The sequence below is a fragment of the Anabaenopsis elenkinii CCIBt3563 genome, assembly GCF_015245355.1.
Lineage (GTDB): Bacteria > Cyanobacteriota > Cyanobacteriia > Cyanobacteriales > Nostocaceae > Anabaenopsis > Anabaenopsis elenkinii.
This window is the reverse complement of the sequence record NZ_CP063311.1, coordinates 1,973,855-1,991,333: the sequence shown is the minus strand read 5'-3', so window position 1 is coordinate 1,991,333 and position 17,479 is coordinate 1,973,855. Positions and strand designations below refer to the sequence as shown.

General features: G+C 41.2%; 14 protein-coding genes and 1 pseudogene. 11 read left to right on the top strand and 4 right to left on the bottom strand.

The genetic code is table 11. The features are described 5' to 3' along the window. Positions 1-974 precede the first annotated feature (974 nt). The 9 genes from groES (at position 975) to IM676_RS08775 (ending at position 11,136) form a co-directional block, all read left to right on the top strand. Positions 975-1,286 carry a co-chaperone GroES gene (gene groES / locus IM676_RS08815; RefSeq protein WP_200989836.1) on the top strand — a complete coding sequence of 104 codons (312 nt, stop codon included), beginning with the start codon at positions 975-977 and terminating at the stop codon, positions 1,284-1,286. Between the two features lie 101 nt (positions 1,287-1,387). After that, positions 1,388-3,025 carry a chaperonin GroEL gene (gene groL / locus IM676_RS08810; protein ID WP_200989835.1) on the top strand — a complete coding sequence of 546 codons (1,638 nt, stop codon included), beginning with the start codon at positions 1,388-1,390 and terminating at the stop codon, positions 3,023-3,025. 138 nt (positions 3,026-3,163) lie between these two features. Further along, entirely contained in the window at positions 3,164-3,604 is a 441-nt protein-coding gene (locus IM676_RS08805) for a hypothetical protein (protein ID WP_200989834.1), read from the top strand. Positions 3,605-3,616: 12 nt separating this feature from the next. Next, the gene (locus IM676_RS08800) at positions 3,617-6,304 is read left to right on the top strand and encodes a MinD/ParA family ATP-binding protein (RefSeq protein WP_200989833.1); all 2,688 of its coding nucleotides are present in this window, start codon (positions 3,617-3,619) and stop codon (positions 6,302-6,304) included. A 176-nt stretch (positions 6,305-6,480) separates the two neighbouring features. Beyond that, positions 6,481-7,320, top strand: a complete 840-nt coding sequence (locus IM676_RS08795) for an urease accessory protein UreD (protein ID WP_200989832.1) — start codon at positions 6,481-6,483, stop codon at positions 7,318-7,320. A gap of 22 nt (positions 7,321-7,342) precedes the next feature. Next, positions 7,343-7,645: an urease subunit gamma gene (ureA, locus tag IM676_RS08790; protein WP_200989831.1), complete on the top strand. Its 303-nt coding sequence runs from the start codon at positions 7,343-7,345 to the stop codon at positions 7,643-7,645. Positions 7,646-7,666: 21 nt separating this feature from the next. Continuing rightward, positions 7,667-7,972: an urease subunit beta gene (locus tag IM676_RS08785; protein WP_200989830.1), complete on the top strand. Its 306-nt coding sequence runs from the start codon at positions 7,667-7,669 to the stop codon at positions 7,970-7,972. A gap of 21 nt (positions 7,973-7,993) precedes the next feature. Beyond that, entirely contained in the window at positions 7,994-9,700 is a 1,707-nt protein-coding gene (ureC, locus tag IM676_RS08780; RefSeq protein WP_200989829.1) for an urease subunit alpha, read from the top strand. 53 nt (positions 9,701-9,753) lie between these two features. Beyond that, on the top strand, positions 9,754-11,136 hold the full coding sequence (locus IM676_RS08775; RefSeq protein ID WP_200989828.1) for an aldehyde dehydrogenase: 1,383 nt from the start codon (positions 9,754-9,756) through the stop codon (positions 11,134-11,136). Between the two features lie 94 nt (positions 11,137-11,230). Here IM676_RS08775 and rpmF read toward each other — a convergent pair whose 3' ends face one another. Continuing rightward, a complete protein-coding gene (gene rpmF, locus IM676_RS08770; RefSeq protein WP_200989827.1) occupies positions 11,231-11,404 on the bottom strand; it encodes a 50S ribosomal protein L32 in 174 nt (57 codons plus the stop codon). A 420-nt stretch (positions 11,405-11,824) separates the two neighbouring features. Between rpmF and IM676_RS08765 the strand changes: the two genes are divergently transcribed. Further along, positions 11,825-13,768 (top strand): caspase family protein, encoded by a 1,944-nt coding sequence (locus IM676_RS08765; protein WP_200989826.1) that lies wholly within the window; start codon positions 11,825-11,827, stop codon positions 13,766-13,768. Between the two features lie 80 nt (positions 13,769-13,848). Here the strand turns inward: IM676_RS08765 and IM676_RS08760 are convergent, their stop codons facing one another. Then, complete coding sequence (locus tag IM676_RS08760; RefSeq protein ID WP_200989825.1) at positions 13,849-14,226, bottom strand: Mo-dependent nitrogenase C-terminal domain-containing protein; 378 nt, start codon at positions 14,224-14,226, stop codon at positions 13,849-13,851. A gap of 375 nt (positions 14,227-14,601) precedes the next feature. Here IM676_RS08760 and IM676_RS08755 point away from each other — a divergent pair. Further along, positions 14,602-14,922, top strand: a pseudogene (locus tag IM676_RS08755) (anion transporter); the annotation flags it as partial. On the opposite strand, the gene IM676_RS08750 reads toward IM676_RS08755, so the two are convergent. Both IM676_RS08750 and IM676_RS08745 read right to left on the bottom strand, forming a co-directional pair. Further along, positions 14,905-15,318, bottom strand: a complete 414-nt coding sequence (locus IM676_RS08750; RefSeq protein ID WP_200989824.1) for a TonB-dependent receptor plug domain-containing protein — start codon at positions 15,316-15,318, stop codon at positions 14,905-14,907. The pseudogene IM676_RS08755 and the gene IM676_RS08750 overlap by 18 nt on opposite strands. Positions 15,319-15,600: 282 nt before the next feature. Beyond that, positions 15,601-17,373, bottom strand: a complete 1,773-nt coding sequence (locus IM676_RS08745) for a ribonuclease J (protein ID WP_200989823.1) — start codon at positions 17,371-17,373, stop codon at positions 15,601-15,603. Positions 17,374-17,479: the final 106 nt, after the last annotated feature.

Sequence of the window (17,479 nt, the reverse complement as noted above, 5' to 3'; positions counted from 1 at the left end):
GAACATGGACAAACTTCCGGTAATGATACGTAGAACAGTAGTATTTATAATGCATTATTATATATCGCTTTGAAAGTGGCGGGTGAAAAAAACTGATTAAATAATCATGGTTTTAATTCACGAAGTACATATTGGCTGAAGATGACCCTAACTTCAAAAAACCGCCATTTCAGAGGCTTACTGCTTTACTATATCCCGGTGATGTTCAGCCTTAACAAATGTTCGCAAGCAAGTAGAGGATTTATGGGCACAAGATGGGTAAAAATGCGTATTCTTGCACCACCATTATGCCTATCGAGTGTTTTGGGATGACAGGCTCAATAACTTCTGGTTTTGCTGGGCAATACCAGGAACCATATGGGTAGACCACCATTATCGGTCTAGAGTAACCAACCTGCAAGAGATTGGCTGTAGTCTTAAGGATGCAAATGGGGCACTTGCTCAAAGTTGCTCAAGTTTATAGCCGTTTAATTCACTCTTGGGTTTTGGTTAGTATTCCCAACATCCCAGACTAACGTGTTTTGCACAGACGTGAGTTACTGTTTCGTCAGCACAGATCAAGTTGTCTGGCTGAATTGTTGCCATTCCTCAGATTTCTAGACAATTACTTAAGGCTTTGTCATTGAGGAACTGAGTGATTTTTGCGAGTTCACGTCGTTACTGTACCAGTGTAGTGTTACCCATTGAGCGGCACCCTGATTACAGTTTTATAACAATTTCTCAGCTTTGCACATAAATTTATCGATTTGACACTCCAGTGCTTCAAGGGGAGTGGACTCTGGGGCTGAATAAAAGTATTAGTAACTTACCCAGCAAAACCCCATATATCAAGACTATCGAGTATTTATACTTAAGTAGTTCAGCCATATGCTAGTGTGGAAACCCGTACTCAAGTAATTATTGCCATTGTATGCTGGTTTTGGGTACATTAGCACTCAGGAGTTGAGAGTGCTAACTCTGGAGAAAATATATTTATGGCAGCTGTAACTTTAAGCGTTTCTACAGTAAAACCCCTAGGCGATCGCGTTTTCGTAAAAGTGAGCGCCCCCGAAGAAAAAACCGCAGGTGGACTGTTTTTACCTGACAACGCCCAGGAAAAACCCCAAGTAGGCGAAGTAGTAGCCCTTGGACCTGGCAAGCGTAACGATGACGGTAGCCGTCAGACATTAGACATTAAAGTCGGCGATAAAGTGCTGTACTCGAAGTATGCTGGCACTGATATCAAGCTCGGCACAGAAGAATATGTACTGCTTTCTGAAAAAGATATCTTAGCAGTCGTCAACTAATAGGCAATGGGTATAGACGCGAGGAGTCGAACCCCACGCCTCACACCCGAAGCCTAAATTCCAATTATAAATCTTGACTTACTCCCTGAATAGAGATACCCATGGCAAAACGCATTATCTACAACGAAAACGCCCGTCGCGCCCTCGAGCGAGGCATTGACATCTTGGCTGAGGCTGTAGCTGTCACCCTAGGCCCTAAAGGTCGTAACGTAGTTCTCGAAAAGAAATTTGGCGCACCCCAAATCGTTAATGACGGTGTAACCATCGCCAAAGAAATCGAATTAGAAGACCACATTGAAAACACAGGCGTGGCTTTGATTCGTCAAGCTGCTTCTAAGACCAACGACGCTGCTGGGGATGGTACAACCACAGCCACAGTTTTAGCCCACGCTATGGTGAAAGAAGGCTTACGCAACGTTGCTGCGGGTGCAAATGCAATTTTGCTCAAGCGTGGTATTGATAAGGCTGCAGGCTTCTTAGTAGATAAGATTGCTCAACACGCCCGTCCAGTAGAAGATTCTAAATCAATTGCCCAAGTTGCTTCTATTTCAGCTGGTAACGACGAAGAAGTCGGCCAGATGATTGCCCAAGCAATGGACAAAGTAGGCAAGGAAGGCGTAATTTCTCTGGAAGAAGGGAAATCTATGACCACCGAGCTAGAAATTACCGAAGGGATGCGCTTTGACAAGGGCTACATCTCTCCCTACTTTGCCACCGATGCTGAACGCATGGAAACGGTCTTTGATGAGCCTTTCCTGCTGCTCACCGATAAGAAAATCGCTTTAGTACAAGATTTAGTACCAGTTCTAGAACAAGTAGCTCGTGCTGGTCGTCCTCTGGTGATTATCGCTGAGGATATTGAAAAAGAAGCCTTAGCTACCTTGGTGGTTAACCGTCTGCGGGGTGTGTTGAATGTTGCGGCTGTAAAAGCTCCTGGCTTTGGCGATCGCCGTAAAGCTATGCTCGAAGATATCGCCGTTCTCACTGGTGGTCAATTAATTACCGAAGACGCTGGTTTGAAGCTAGAAAACACCAAGCTAGAAAGCCTGGGTAAAGCTCGCCGGATCACCATTACCAAAGACAACACCACCATTGTTGCTGAAGGTAATGAAGTTGCTGTTAAGGCTCGTTGTGAACAAATCCGTCGTCAGATGGAAGAAACCGAATCTTCCTACGACAAAGAGAAGTTACAAGAACGTCTTGCTAAACTCTCTGGTGGTGTAGCTGTGGTGAAAGTGGGTGCAGCCACCGAAACCGAAATGAAAGATAAGAAGCTACGCCTGGAAGACGCTATCAACGCTACCAAAGCGGCTGTAGAAGAAGGTATCGTTCCCGGCGGTGGTACAACTCTAGCTCATCTGGCTCCTAGCCTGGAAGAGTGGGCTAACAGCACCCTTACCGGTGAAGAATTAACAGGTGCTTTGATTGTAGTTCGGGCTTTACCTGCGCCTCTGAAGCGGATTGCTGAGAACGCCGGTCAGAATGGTGCTGTCATTGCTGAACGCGTCAAAGAGAAAGAATTCAACGTTGGTTACAATGCTGCTACCAATGAATTTGTTGATTTGTTAGCCGCTGGTATTGTTGACCCTGCGAAAGTAACTCGTTCTGCTCTGCAAAATGCTGCTTCAATCGCTGGTATGGTGTTGACAACCGAATGTATCATCGTTGACAAGCCAGAACCTAAAGACGCGGCTCCTGCTGCTGGCGCTGGTATGGGTGGCGGTGACTTCGATTACTAATACTCTCTAAGTCACATAAATTAAAAAAGCTCCATTCCCTTGTGGGTGGGGCTTTTTTTGTGATTAATAGTTAAATTTTAGGAAAAAATACAGACTTAGTAATATACTTATCAAGCTTAAATTTTAAGTTTGCCAAGTATGGAAGATTACCAAGCCGCTTTTATGCAGCGTCAACTTGATACCGAAATACTATCTAGAAAGGATTCAGAAAGACGAGTAGCTGCTATGCACTTTGGAGGTGTAACCATTGAATGTTTATTAAAAGCAATGATTTTTGCGACTTTACCAAAAGGCGTAACTCAGGAATGGAAGACAGATTCTACTGATCCTGGTCATACTATTACGAATCCTGGACATAGCTACATAGAAGCATTAAAACGGCATAACCGACTCAAATCGAGAATTGATAATTTTCCTGAAGTGCGAAAATGGATCAATGAAGTAGAAAATCCAAACAGCAAAAATTTTATAGATATGCGTTATTCTGGCCTTGAGCCTGATGATCAAAGTTATGAACGCTGGTTAAACGCCTATCTCAGGCTCAAGGGCTGGTTACAGAAGCAAGCTACTCAACTTTAACGAGGTGGTAAAATGCAGGACAATTGGCAGTCTTTACTCAAGCAGCATATTAACAGCCAATATGTGCAGAATCCTCAAAATGAGTGGGTTGATGTAAATATTTCTACATCAGGATTGCTAAATCTGACTATAGTTAGCAATCAGTTTATTAATTTATCTACCCCTCAGCGTAAAGAACAAATATCAAGCTTACTTAAATCTGAGGTTCCTCATTTATCTCCTGGATTTCTTTCCTTATATACGCTTCAAGAAGCGAAGTCACTAAATCTTTCACAGCCACAAGTTTCTAATACAGGTTCAGTTCATACTTGGCAAGATTTAGCTATCCAAGCAGCAAATCCCCAAAATCAATCACCACGACCCCATCGCGAACTTACTTTACCCAGGACAGTGACATTCTATTCCTTTAAAGGAGGAGTAGGACGCACTACGGCATTAACTCATGTTGCTTGGATTTTAGCAATGCGGGGACATAAAGTTGTAGCTATAGATTTAGATTTAGAAGCACCGGGTTTAAGTACAGCATTTAACCTCGAACCACAACCAAAATACGGAATTGTTGATTATTTTTATGAGCGTTCCTACTTACCAGAGGGAATAGATCCTAAGATTTCAATTACTCAGATATTTGGTGAAGTGAAAATATCTAATGCCACAGGTAGATTATTTGTTGTTCCTGCTGGTTATCTTAATCTTGATTATATTTCTAAGGTTGACGATCTCCGTGCTACTACTGTTATTGATGGAAATCAAAGTCTTTGGTCTGTTTTCAAGGGTGAAATTTACGAACATTTAAAACCTGATATTCTCTTAATTGATTCGAGAACTGGAATTAATCAATGGGGAGCTTTATCATTAATTCAAGCTGCTGACGAAGCGATTATTTTTCTTTTTCCTAATGAACAAAATAAACAGGGGATAGAAGTTTTACTGCAATCACTTCAAGGCATAAAAGACTTATCAATTAATTTTGTTTTTTCTCCAGTGCCTGATGTTACCAAAATTGGTTTATCTAAAGTAAAACAAATTTGGGAATCATTGATAAATAAAATACACACAGCAAAAAATGACACATATGAAACAGATGAAGATGATTCAGACTTAGATAATTGTCAAAATTCCATAGAAGACATTTTAGTAGTTCCTTACCTTGTACCAGTTGCTTTAGCTGATACCTATCCGGCACCAGGAACGCAAGACTACTATACGAAAATTGCTAACTTAATTGATGAAACAACTGATGAACTGAACCGCAGCAATGTTTTAAATACCATAGACCAGCGATGGAAGATTATTGAAAGTTTGGAATTTCCGGAAGTAAATGCGGCTGATCAAAGGCATGATCTAAGTTTACTATTTCAACGAACAACTGATTTTGAAAGGTTTTTAGATGATACAACCTGCCTAATTAGAGGAAGAAAAGGAACAGGTAAAACTGCTTTGTATTCGCTTTTTCTTAAACACGAAACTGTTGCTCGAAAATTAGCTCATGGACGCTTGGATAATACTAGATTTTTATCAGCACATGGTAAATTTCAAGAAAGTCGCCCATCTCGTCTTCAATTCCAAACCATCCATAAAAGTTTGAAAAATAATGATGGCTCATGGGAAGCTTTTTGGATGGCTCATTTACTTTTCAGGTGTGTTCAAGAAGATTTATTCAAATTTACTTCTAGAAGGAAAAAATTTACCGGATTGAGAGAAATTATTAAAAAGTTGCCTAGAAAAGGATGGCCTTCTGAAACTACACAAGCCTTACTAAAATTATCTACTGATTCTGATCTGCGACTTATCGTCAAAGATGTCATAGATATCATTAATCAAACAGCGACAAATAACTCTCAAAAACTGTGGTTTCTCTATGATGATTTAGATGAAGACATTTTTGAAGCAGGAGAATTAAGACAGCAAGCGCTCACTGGCTTATTTCAATTAGTTCAGTCTTGTGATGCCAACAGATTAACAGCAATTAGGTTTAAAATTTTCTTGAGAGAAGATATATGGAATCGCTTAATTTTTGACAACAGAAGTCATTTCAACGGACGTGATATTCTTTTACAGTGGACCAGGGTGGATTTTTTACGATTAGCACTCCGCCAAGTAATACAATCTAAAGATTTCAAAAACTTGGTTGATAAATTCTCTCCTGTTGCTGTGGAAAGTATTGATCAAGCTAGTGAAGAAGTCATTGATAAAGCCTTAGAATTACTTTGGGGAAGTCGTCGCAGAACAGGAGACAAAGCTAAATATGTATCCAGATGGGTTTATGAAAGATTAACAGATTCAAGTGGTACCACTTTTCCTCGAAGTCTCAGTATATTATTAGAAGGAGCAAAAGACCAAGAATTAAGCTATAAAGGAAAATCATCGATTCAACCACCAAGTGACCGTTTACTGCGAAGTAAATCTTTAGAAATTGGTTTGAAGAAAGCATCGGAAAAACGCTGTGATGAAATAAAAGAAGAATATCCTCATTTGGATAAATTTTTTGGCTCCCTCAAACAGAAATCAGCCTTTTTAACCGAAGAAGAATTACATACTATATGGCGAGAATCAGCCCATGATATATCAGAATTTAAAGAGTTCACTTCTTTTTTAAGTGAAATTGGTATTATTGAATGGCGAGAAAAAAAGAAAACCTATAAAGTTGCTGATATATATGTGTATGGTTTTGACATGATTCGTCAAGGCGCAGTATAACAAAAAAATTTGTATTTCTATCCAGTTTGGTTCGACAATTTTTACGGGAGTATATTATAAAACAGTGTGTAATTTAATAATTTTTAGAGGCGTTACCTAGAACCTGTCTAAATATTTCATAATCTTTATATCTTGAATGATAAAGTTACAATCAGACAAACTTTATCAATTTATAAATGATTGTTAACAATCCAACAGATAAAGGTTGGCATGGCAAACTCAATCTAGTATATGCCGATCGCCTGAATAATACCGAGTTAATTCACAGTCACCAGCAAGCACCCCTGAAGGTACAACGGCCTTTTTATCCAGAGGGGGCAAAAATTTGTCATAGTGTGATATTACACACTGCAGGGGGTGTGGTAGGGGGCGATCGCCTATCCTATAACCTCCACCTCCAACCCCAAGCAGAAGCATTAATTACCACAGCAGCAGCCAGTAAAATATACAGAAGTAACGGACTACAAGCTAGGCAAAATATAAACATCCAAATTGATGCAGGTGCTTGTTTAGAATGGCTACCCCAAGAAACGATAATATTTAATGGAGCAATTTATCGCCAAGATTTACGGGTAGAATTAGCACCAGGAGCCAGTTGGTTAGGTTGGGAAATTACCCGATTTGGTCGGACAGCCAGAGGTGAGAAATTTTTACAGGGAAAATGGCGATCGCACACAGAAATTTGGCGGGAAGGCCTTCCCCTGTGGATTGATCGCCAATGGTTACCAGGTAGGGAAGAGGTTTTCCACAGTCCTCATGGTTTAGCGGGACAACCAATAGTAGGTAGTCTGGTTTGGGTAGGAAACCCTATTTCTGGGGAAACCTTAGCGAAAATGCGGAATTTATGGGTGGGTACTGGGGAGATCGGTATGACACAGTTACAAAATGGATTTTTGTGTCGATATCGTGGTAGTTCCACATCAGAAGTGAGAAACTGGTTTACAGTTGTTTGGCAATTACTACGAGTGTCGGTTTTAAATCGTAATAGCTGCGTACCTAGAGTATGGCAGGTTTGAACAAAGCATAGAGGATAAGAGAATGCAACTAACACCCCAAGAAAAAGATAAACTGCTGATTTTCACCGCCGCCTTATTAGCAGAGAGACGTAAAAATAGGGGTTTAAAATTAAACTATCCAGAAGCAGTCGCCTATATTTCCGCTGCTATTTTAGAAGGAGCAAGGGATGGGCAAACTGTAGCAGAATTAATGAGTTATGGCACAACCGTATTAACAAAAGATGATGTTATGCCAGGTATACCCGAAATGGTACAAGAAGTACAGATAGAAGCAACCTTTCCTGATGGTACTAAGTTGGTAACTGTACATAATCCCATTAGATAATTATTAGATAAAAGTAAAACCATGATTCCAGGGGAAATTATTACACCAGATGGCGACATAGAATTAAATGCAGGTCGTCCTACCATTAAACTACAAGTTGCTAATACAGGCGATCGACCGATTCAAGTGGGTTCCCATTTTCACTTTTATGAAGTGAATCCAGCCTTAGATTTTGACCGGGAACAAGCGCGGGGAATGCGACTTGATATTCCCGCAGGAACAGCAGTAAGATTTGAACCGGGAGACCAAAAAGAAGTTACCCTAATACCCTTAGTGGGAAGTCGTCAAGTTTACGGGTTTAATAGCAAAGTTAATGGGAGTCTTTAATATAATTAGGAGTAATTTACTATGCCTTATAGAATTTCTCGTCAAGCCTATGCAGAAACCTATGGTCCTACAGTAGGCGATCGCATTAGACTAGCTGACACAGAATTATTTATTGAAGTAGAACAAGATTTTACCACCTACGGCGATGAAGTGAAATTTGGTGGAGGTAAAGTTATTAGAGATGGAATGGGACAATCCCCCATTTCTAACGCCGATGGCGCGGTGGATTTAGTCATTACCAACGCCTTAATTCTGGATTGGTGGGGTGTGGTCAAGGCAGATATTGGCATTAAAGACGGTAAGATTTTCAAAATCGGTAAGGCCGGAAATCCTTATATTCAAGACAATATAGATATTATTATTGGTCCGGGTACGGAAGCTTTAGCTGGGGAGGGAATGATCCTCACTGCTGGGGGTATTGATAGTCATATTCATTTTATTTGTCCTCAGCAAATTGAGGTGGCGATCGCTTCTGGGATTACTACTATGTTGGGTGGTGGTACTGGACCAGCTACAGGAACAAACGCTACCACCTGCACCCCTGGACCGTGGAATATGCACCGGATGTTACAAGCTGCTGATGCGTTCCCCATGAACTTAGGCTTTTTGGGTAAAGGTAACACCAGTCAACCCCAAGGAATAGTAGAACAAATTTTAGCAGGTGCGATGGGGTTAAAACTCCATGAAGACTGGGGAACTACCCCTACCACTATTGATACTTGTTTGGGTGTAGCTGATGAATATGATGTGCAAGTAGCAATTCACACAGATACTCTCAACGAAGCCGGGTTTGTAGAAGATACCATCGCCGCTTTTAAACATCGTGCTATCCATACTTACCATACTGAAGGTGCGGGGGGTGGACACGCTCCAGATATTATTAAGGTTTGCGGACAAGCCAATGTTTTACCGTCTTCTACCAACCCCACACGCCCTTACACTGTCAACACCTTAGAGGAACATCTAGATATGTTGATGGTATGTCATCACCTCGACCCTAGCATTCCTGAAGATGTGGCTTTTGCTGAGTCCCGTATCCGCCGAGAAACCATCGCAGCTGAGGATATTTTACATGACTTAGGCGCGTTTAGTATGATTGCTTCGGATTCTCAAGCTATGGGTAGGGTAGGAGAAGTCATAATTCGTACCTGGCAAACAGCCCATAAAATGAAGGTGCAACGGGGGAGCCTTGCGGGGGATGGACTTGCGGATAATAATCGCGCCAAGAGATATATTGCAAAATATACGATTAATCCCGCAATTACTCATGGTATTTCCCAGTATGTCGGATCTGTAGAACCAGGGAAACTAGCAGACTTGTGCTTGTGGCGACCAGCGTTTTTTGGTGTGAACCCAGAAATTGTCATTAAAGGTGGGATGATTGCGTGGTCACAGATGGGTGATGCTAATGCTAGTATTCCCACACCCCAACCGGTACATATGCGCCCTATGTTTGCTAGTTTTGCGGGTGCGCGTCACGCTACATCTTTAACTTTTGTTTCCCAAGCTGCGGCGCAAAGGGAAATTAACAGCCAATTGGGTTTACAAAAGTCCATAGTTGCTGTTTCGGGGACACGTCAAATCAGTAAAGGAGATATGAGGCTAAATGATGCGCTCCCACGGATTGAAGTTGACCCAGAAACCTATGAGGTGAGAGCTGATGGTGAATTGTTGACTTGTGAACCCGCCAAGGTTTTACCCATGGCGCAAAGATATTTTCTGTTTTAGATCATCTAATTACTGGAGAATAAATTTAAATACCTGGACAAATAGTTAAAAATATGTTAACGGAAAATTTACTCAATATTCCCCAGATGCTCTATAAACAACGGGAATTTTTTCAAACTGGTAAAACAAAAGATATTAGTTTTCGCCTAGAACAACTGAAAATTCTTAAACAAGCAATACTTGAGAATGAACAAGCAATCATTCAAGCACTAAAAGCAGACTTACATAAACCGGAATTTGAAACTTATGCTACAGAAATTGGTGTAGTCAGTGAAATAGATTACGCTATCAAACATCTCAAGAGTTGGACTAAACCGAAAAAAGCACCAGTTCCCTGGAAGTTCTTTACCTACTCGGCTAAAATTTATCCAGAACCCCTAGGGGTTGTTTTAATTATCGGTCCTTGGAACTATCCTTTACAGCTAATTATTTCTCCTTTAGTGGGTGCGATCGCAGCGGGTAATTGTGCTATTATCAAGCCTTCAGAAATTGCGCCCCATACTTCTAATTTATTAGCTGAAATCATTGGTAAATATTTTCGGTCAGAGTATATCGCCGTAGTAGAAGGAGGTATAGAAACCAGTGAAAAACTCCTAGCAGAAAAGTTTGATCATATCTTTTTCACTGGTGGGACAAAAGTTGGCAAAATTATCATGTCCGCCGCAGCTCAACATCTCACGCCAGTTACTTTAGAATTAGGCGGTAAAAGTCCCTGTATTGTAGATACTGATATTAATCTTGAACATACCGTTAAACGCATAATTTGGGGAAAATTTATCAATGCAGGACAAACTTGTATTGCACCTGATTATCTGTTAGTTCATCAAAAAATCAAACAAGATTTAGTAGATGGTCTGAAAAAATGCCTCAAAGAATTTTATGGAGATAATCCGGCAAATAGTCCAGACTATGCTAGAATTGTTAGTCAAAAGCAATTTGAAAGGTTGGCTAATCTCATTAAGGATGGGCAAATTATCATAGGGGGAGAAACCAAAGCTGAGGACCTCTATATCGCTCCTACCTTAATTGATCATGTTTGTTTAACAGATCCAGTCATGGAAGAAGAAATATTTGGCCCTATCCTGCCTATGATTGAATATACAGATATTACAGAAGCGATCGCCTTAATTAACTCCCGCCCCAAACCCTTAGCTTTATATATATTTACTCAGAATCAGACCCTGCAAAAACAAGTTTTACAGGCAACCTCATCGGGTGGAGTGTGTATAAACGACACAGTAATGCAAGTAGGTGTGTCATCTTTACCCTTTGGTGGTGTAGGTGACAGTGGGATTGGTAGCTATCATGGAAAATCCAGTTTTGACACCTTTTCTCATGACAAAAGTGTGTTAAAAAATTCCTTTTGGTTAGATCTAAACTGGCGATATGCTCCCTACAAAGGCAAATTATCTGCCTTAAAACGAATTTTGGGCTAGACCTTATATTGAAGACTACCAGTAATGACAATTGGGTTTACCCAATTGCTCATTACCGTAACCTATGAATCTAAACCCTGGCTGTTCCGGAAAATTATGATTCCGCTTCCTCTTCTTCAGTGGTGGGATAGACAAAGGTAGAACGTCCAGACAAAATTGACTTACCCAGAGAAAGAGCCTTTTGGGCTTGAACAGCAGCTTTATGTCTCCAGGTGGCTCGACGCTTATCTCGTTTTGATTTGGATGTTTTCTTCTTAGGGACAGCCATAGTGGCGAATCTCGCAATTTTTGACAACCTCCCTATTCTAAGCTATAAACTTGACTTTTATAGGGCCGTTTAAAATGGGAAAATTCCGATTAGGGCGATTGCTTTGGGAATATTTACAAATCAATCGCCGTTTACAGTTAAATAATTAAGGGAAATATCCGGAACTTTTTGCCAATTTGGCCAATAAATATCAAGAGGATGATCAATGATCTAGGTTGAGCAATCTTCTTGCGTATAATCTGATTACCCTCAGTGATCACTAAATATGATAAATTAGGGTTTTTAAGATAAAAAATGCTTATATTTCAGTGACTGGATCAGATTCTCGAAAAAGTATAAAACTTATGTTAGCTTTGTTTTTTGAGCAAAGCCGAGCGCAATTTTAGGCAACAAAATAATAAATAACCTATAAAGGGCGGGATGGCAAATTACTGGGCGATCACAATTGGCATCAATCAATATCAGTTCTTTCAACCCTTACTTTGCGCTCAAGCAGATGCTGAGGTCTTAAATAGTTTTTTGGTTGAAGAAGGAGGGTTACTACAGCAGCGCTGTTTATTGATGACAGATTCTTCGCCACCTATTCGGGATATATCCACCTATCCCACTAAGCAGAATATTCTGCTGTTGTTGGAGAATTTGACCGCTGGTTGTTGGCAACCACAAGATCATCTGTGGTTATTCTTCAGCGGTTATGGGGTGAGTTACAAGGGCAAAGATTACCTAATGCCAGTGGAAGGAAATCCGGAATTGGTGGAAGAAACTGGGATAGAATTGCGATCGCTGATGCAAAGTCTGCAATTGGCTGAAATTAATACAGTGCTGCTGCTGGATTTCAATCGTGCTTTTGGTACTCAAGCAAATAGTCCCGTGGGACTAGAAACCATGGAACTGGCTCAAGAGCTACAAATTGCCGCCATTCTTTCTTGCCAATGCGATGAATTCTCCCATGAAAGTGGCGAACTCGGTCATGGGTTTTTCACAGCCGCATTATTAGAGGCTTTGCGTTCTGGTAATGCTACTCACTTAACTGATCTACACAGCTATTTAAGTGGTCTTACCCCAGAATTATGTCAACATTATTGGCGACCTGTCCAAACCCCGGTAACGATATTTCCACCTGAACAAAAACCCATCTTACCCCAGTTTGAGACCCAAAGCCACAATGAACCAGTTAATGGCGAAGAAGCAGTTATTTTTCCGGGGGAAAGCTTTGCTGTACCCCTAACAGCGCCTTTTGTGGGGGCAACAACCCCCCCCAATTTACCCAAGAGGCAAAACGTGACTATATGGGGAGAATACCAGGGTGTGGAAACTACCCTCGGCGCTCAATACCCCTCAGTAAACTTGCCAAACTTTATACCAGATGTTGGGAAGTTGTCACAATCACAAGTGCCAGGCTCAGAACAGGAGCAATATCTCAACCAAGAGAACACCCCAATTACTACAGGGGAGAGGCTCATTCCTCATGTACCTCAAGGGGATGACTCGCCACTACCCGAGAATCAGACAGATACCCCACTATGGAAACAGTTTTTATTTTGGGGAGGCGGTACCATGTTGGTAGTTGCTTTAATTTCTATAGTTATTCTCCGCAATCAGGTAAGGTATTTACAAGTCCAAGACACTACAGAAATATCACCTTCATCACCAGCCACTGGAAAAGTTGAACACAATCATTCTTCTGCCTTTGAAACACCACCATTAACTCCGAGAGAAAAAACCCCATCTAATGCCCAAATTTCCTCTAATTCTGAGTCTAAAAAGCGCAGTCAAGCACTTTCAGAATTATCGAGAATGTCTCTGAGAGAAACCCAAGCCAGTGATTTGAGCAAAGCGATCGCCACTGCTCAGGGAATTCAGCCAGGGGAACCACTCTATGAACAAGCTCAGGACAATATTCAAGTTTGGAGTCGCATGATCCTAGAGTTAGCAGAGAGTCGTGCCGAAAAAAAAGAATATACAACTGCTATTGCTGCTGCTCAATTAATTGCTCCCGACCAAGAACTTTATTCTCAAGCACAACTAGCAATTCAGCAATGGCAGTTAGAAGCTAAACAATATCTAAGTAATAATACGGTTATAGATGCTGCACAGGCCTTAATTACACCTGGACAAGCATCATCATATAATCGTGCCATTGAAGTTGCTAAAAGAGTACCACCTGGTCAACCGGGATTTGAACGCGCTCAAAAATCCATGAATCAATGGAGTAGACAAATTTTCGACCTGGCGAAGAGTCGAGCTGAACAAGGTAATATACAAGCAGCAATTGAAACCGCTACTTTAGTCCCAGAGATGACAGCAATTTATGAAGATGCTCAAGAATCCATCAAAAAATGGCGCGGCACCCAGAAAAATTAACCAGAAAAATTAAAAAGAGTTGGGAACTAGGGATTAACTCCCAACTCTTAACTTTTACCTGAGTAATAAAGCACTGAGTATTAGCAGTATTGCGACACATCCTCGCCACATTCGTCAGCAAGGTAGCACATAGCGCGGAAACGTAAACCCACGACTTCCTCGTATAAAGGATTGAGTTTACACATAGGTGGAATGTGAAACAGGGTTTTACCAAATAATTTGACATCGCGCTCAAAGGGACATTGAGCGGGAATCATTTTACACAATCGATGAGCCATTTGGCGATTATTAACGGGAATACTATCTACCCACTGGCGCAGGGGTTGGAGGATATCATGGTGAGACTGGGAAGTTAAATCTTGTAACTGACTTATAGGAGCTTTGTTAGTATCGCCTTGATTAAAAGATACCCAGCTTGTTAACAAAAACTTCTTGGTGGTATTATCAAATACCTTCATGGTTAATCCTCTATATTAATGAGGTTATTCACCTTACTGATGAATATATACAACGTAGCAATGATTTTTGCCGGAGGAATTATTCTCTGACTAAGTCACAATCGGGCGTTACACTAGCCACCCAGGTCATAATCGAACTTATGACTACGTCAAGTTAATCGTAATTGTCGCTATATCGGTAGTGTGATCATGCAATCTTATTCATAACCTGACATACTTTAAATTTTAATAAAGCCATCTGTCATTAGACAGGGTTGAGTGTAACTTTTACAAAAGTTAACATAAAAAAGGCTGGGAATATCTTTGGTAAACCAAAATAGTACTTTTGTCCGATCCGCTCCATAGAATGACTTAAGTGATAACTGGGAACGGAATGTGATTGTGCAGAAATTGGCAATTTATGCAGTGTTGGGGCTAACTTACCTGGGTTTAGCATTAGGTTACATCCCTGGTGTACGGATGAACCGGGCCACGATTGCTTTAGTGGGGTCTAGTTTTTTGGTTGGACTCGGGGCGTTGAGTTTACAGGAAGCATGGCTGGCCATTGATGCCAAAACTATTGTGTTTTTGTTAAGCATGATGGTAGTGAACGCCAACCTATTTTATGGAGGTTTTTTTGTGCGATCGCTCTGGGTGCTATTAAGTCTGACCCGTAGTCCTCTAGGCTTGTTGATCACCTTAACATTTGGTAGTGGGAAAACCTAAAAGCCGTACATCTTTATCTTCTCCTGGTGGTCCGCTCAACACTACACCCGGTTGACGGCGCAAAACTTCCCCAATTGTTCTGTAGTTAAACCTTTGTATTTCTCGCTGGTCAAGGATAATTACACCTGTGGGTGAATTTTGGCGTTCTTGAATGAAATTCACCAATGGACTAGTTATTACATCCAATTCAATATCAGGTTCTCTATTTTCCTCGCTTGTCAGATTTGACGTGTCTGGAGTCAATAACTCAGACTGAGTTTGAAGTGATTCTATTTCACTCAGGAGAGGAATTTCACTAGCTGATGCTTGTGGAGTTTTTGCAGTACCAGTGGATACGAAAAAAAATATCAACAAAATACTGTTGAAAAAAATCAGATTACTTTGCATACTGGGAAATGAGATTAATTAATTTTGGGGTAAGTTGGCGCTTGCCCTTTTTTGTACGAAAATGTCAGAGAACGTTGACAAGTTATTGCAATAGTTTCACTAGATAAGTGAAACTAATTGTAATTAATCACTAGATTAAACATGATTAGCTTCTTGAAAGCAATAACTAATAGTTCCGGAAAATAATTAAGATTTATTATCATTAGTGAAGAAGAAGCAAAAAACCCCCGACTCGTCAAAGTCAGGGGTTATCAAATCTTCAACCCTGGTGCAGCGCGATGATTAGGATGCTACCTGGGCTGTGGGGCGAGTCCGCCGTCTTCTACCATCAGCAGCCTTGACAGGTGGTTCTTCGGGAATTTGCATCAACAAAGTTACTGTTGGTTGACATTGTAGTTCTCTACGGATAGAGCGTTGCAACTCTCGCTCTAGCATCCCTTGCAATCCACCCCAGTCCACTTCGGGTCTTTCCCCTTCACGAACATCGGCAAATTCTGACCAACGCACACTGAGCATTTCTTCAATGCGCTGTTGTACCCATTTTTGCACAAGCGATCGCTCTACACTAGTCACGACACCGCGCAGATGAGTTTCTGGTTTAGCCAAAAGTTTGCCATTCCAATCAATGGCCGCAGCGATAGTGACAATACCTTCTTCTGACATCCGCTGTCGCTCTTGGAGAACTTGAGCGCTGACCATACCAGAACTTGTAGTATCCACAAGTTCGATACCACATCTGACTGTACCCGCTACACGGATAGAATCTTGTGTTAATTCTACAATGTTGCCATTTTGAATAATTACCATGTTATCCGCAGGAATACCCATGCTCTGAGCAGTTTCCGCGTGCTTAACCAGCATTCTATGTTCACCGTGAAATGGTACAAAGAACTTGGGACGAGTTAAGGCAATCATCAGTTTTTGTTCTTCTTGACAGGCGTGACCAGAAACGTGAATACCCTTGTCCCTTCCATATACCACCTTTGCCCCTTGAATCATCAATTTATCGATGGTGTTGACCACGGCGATAGTATTACCAGGAATCGGGTTAGCAGAGAATATTACTGTGTCCCCTGGGCGAATTTTGATTTGGGAGTGTTCTTTGTTAGCAATGCGGGTCATGGCTGCCATGGTTTCACCTTGAGAGCCAGTAGTTAAAATCAGCACCTTATCATCGGGTAGATTACGTACTGCTTGCAAAGGCTGGAATAGACTATCTTCACACTTGATGTAACCCAGATTGCGGGCGTGAGCAATCAAATTAAGCATGGAACGTCCGACAACTGATACCACCCGCTGATGCTTCTGCGCCAACTGCAAAATTATGTTGATACGATGCACACTGGAAGCAAAGGTAGTGACAAATAAGCGCCCGGTAGCTTTAGCAAATTCCCGGTCAAGGTTGGGATAAACTGAACGTTCTGAAGGAGTATATCCTGGCACTTCAGCGTTAGTTGAATCACTCAGTAAGCAAAGTACACCTTGTTCGCCGTGTTCTGCTAGCCTCTGTAAGTCAAAGTTTTCGCCGTCTACAGGTGTATGGTCGATTTTAAAGTCTCCTGTGTGGATAACTACACCTAGGGGCGTATGAATAGCCACTGTAAAGCTGTCAGCAATGGAGTGGGTATTACGGATATATTCCACAAAGAAATGTTGACCAATGCGCACCACATCCCGGGGTTTAACTGATCTTAAATCGGTGCGATCACGTACCCCTGCTTCTTCTAGTTTACCCTCTAGCATTGCCATTGCCAGCCTTGGGCCATAGATGACCGGGATATCAAATTGCTTGAGGTGGAAGGCAATACCGCCGATATGGTCTTCATGACCGTGGGTGACGATCATACCTTGAATTTTATGGCGATTCTCCCGTAGATAGGTCGTATCTGGTAGCACAAGATTTACCCCTAGCATTCCTTTGGTTGGAAAGGCTAATCCCGCATCTAAAAGAATAATTTCGTCTTCATACTCAAAAAGGCAGGTATTTTTGCCAATCTCATGCAACCCGCCCAAAGGAATAATTTTGAGGGCAGATTTAGTTTCTTTGTTTACCATTATTTTCCTTGGATTGTTGTTGTTTTTTTTCAGAGTTAATAAATTCAAATTCGGCAATCTTGTTATGAAAGAAAATACTAGCTTTCTATCTGAAAGCAGCTATATT